The sequence below is a fragment of the Maribellus luteus genome, assembly GCF_003576475.1.
In the GTDB taxonomy this organism is placed as follows: Bacteria; Bacteroidota; Bacteroidia; order Bacteroidales; family Prolixibacteraceae; genus Draconibacterium; species Draconibacterium luteum.
Window position 1 is genome coordinate 1 of the sequence record NZ_QWGR01000192.1, and the last position, 566, is coordinate 566.

The following is a 566-nucleotide window of genomic DNA, read 5'->3' on the forward strand; positions in this document are numbered from 1 at the left end:
CTTGCGGGAAGGACGGTCGAGTGCCGGGGCCTGCAGCGAGGCAACCGTCGACTGCACGAGCTGCTCGATCGCCTCGCCGGGATCGCCGCCGTCCTCGTCTTCGCCTGGGCCGCCGGGCTCGGCCACTTCGCCGCCCTCGGCGTCGGCGCCGCCACCCCGCAGGCGGTGGCGATCGGCGGCCTGCTGGCGATTTTCGGGGCCTGGCCCTTCCTGTGGCGGGCGTCGGAGGCTAGACCGGCCCCGGCGCTGAGCGCCGCGGCGGCCGTCGCGGGCGCGGCGGCGCTGATTTCGATCCCGTTGATCTGAGCGACCGGCCATGAGCGACTTTCCCGTCACCATCCACCACAACCCGAACTGCGGCACGTCGCGCAACGTCCTGGCCGCCATCCGCGAGGCCGGTCACGAGCCCCGGGTGGTGGAATACCTCAAGACCGGCTGGACGCGTCCGGCGCTGGAGACCCTGCTCGCCAGGATGGGCGCCCGCCCGCGCGACATCCTGCGTCTGCGCGGAACGCCGGCCGAGGAGCTCGGCCTCGCCGATCCGGCCGTCGGCGACGACCGCATCC

2 protein-coding genes are annotated in these 566 nt (G+C 74.2%); both read left to right on the plus strand.

All coding sequences use genetic code 11. The features are described from left to right. A partial coding sequence (locus D1614_RS25880) for a hypothetical protein (RefSeq protein ID WP_206610190.1) occupies positions 1-306 on the plus strand: 306 nt, incomplete at its 5' end. Between the two features lie 10 nt (positions 307-316). After that, positions 317-566 (plus strand): ArsC/Spx/MgsR family protein (locus D1614_RS24600; RefSeq protein WP_438268362.1); only part of this gene is annotated, 250 nt, incomplete at its 3' end.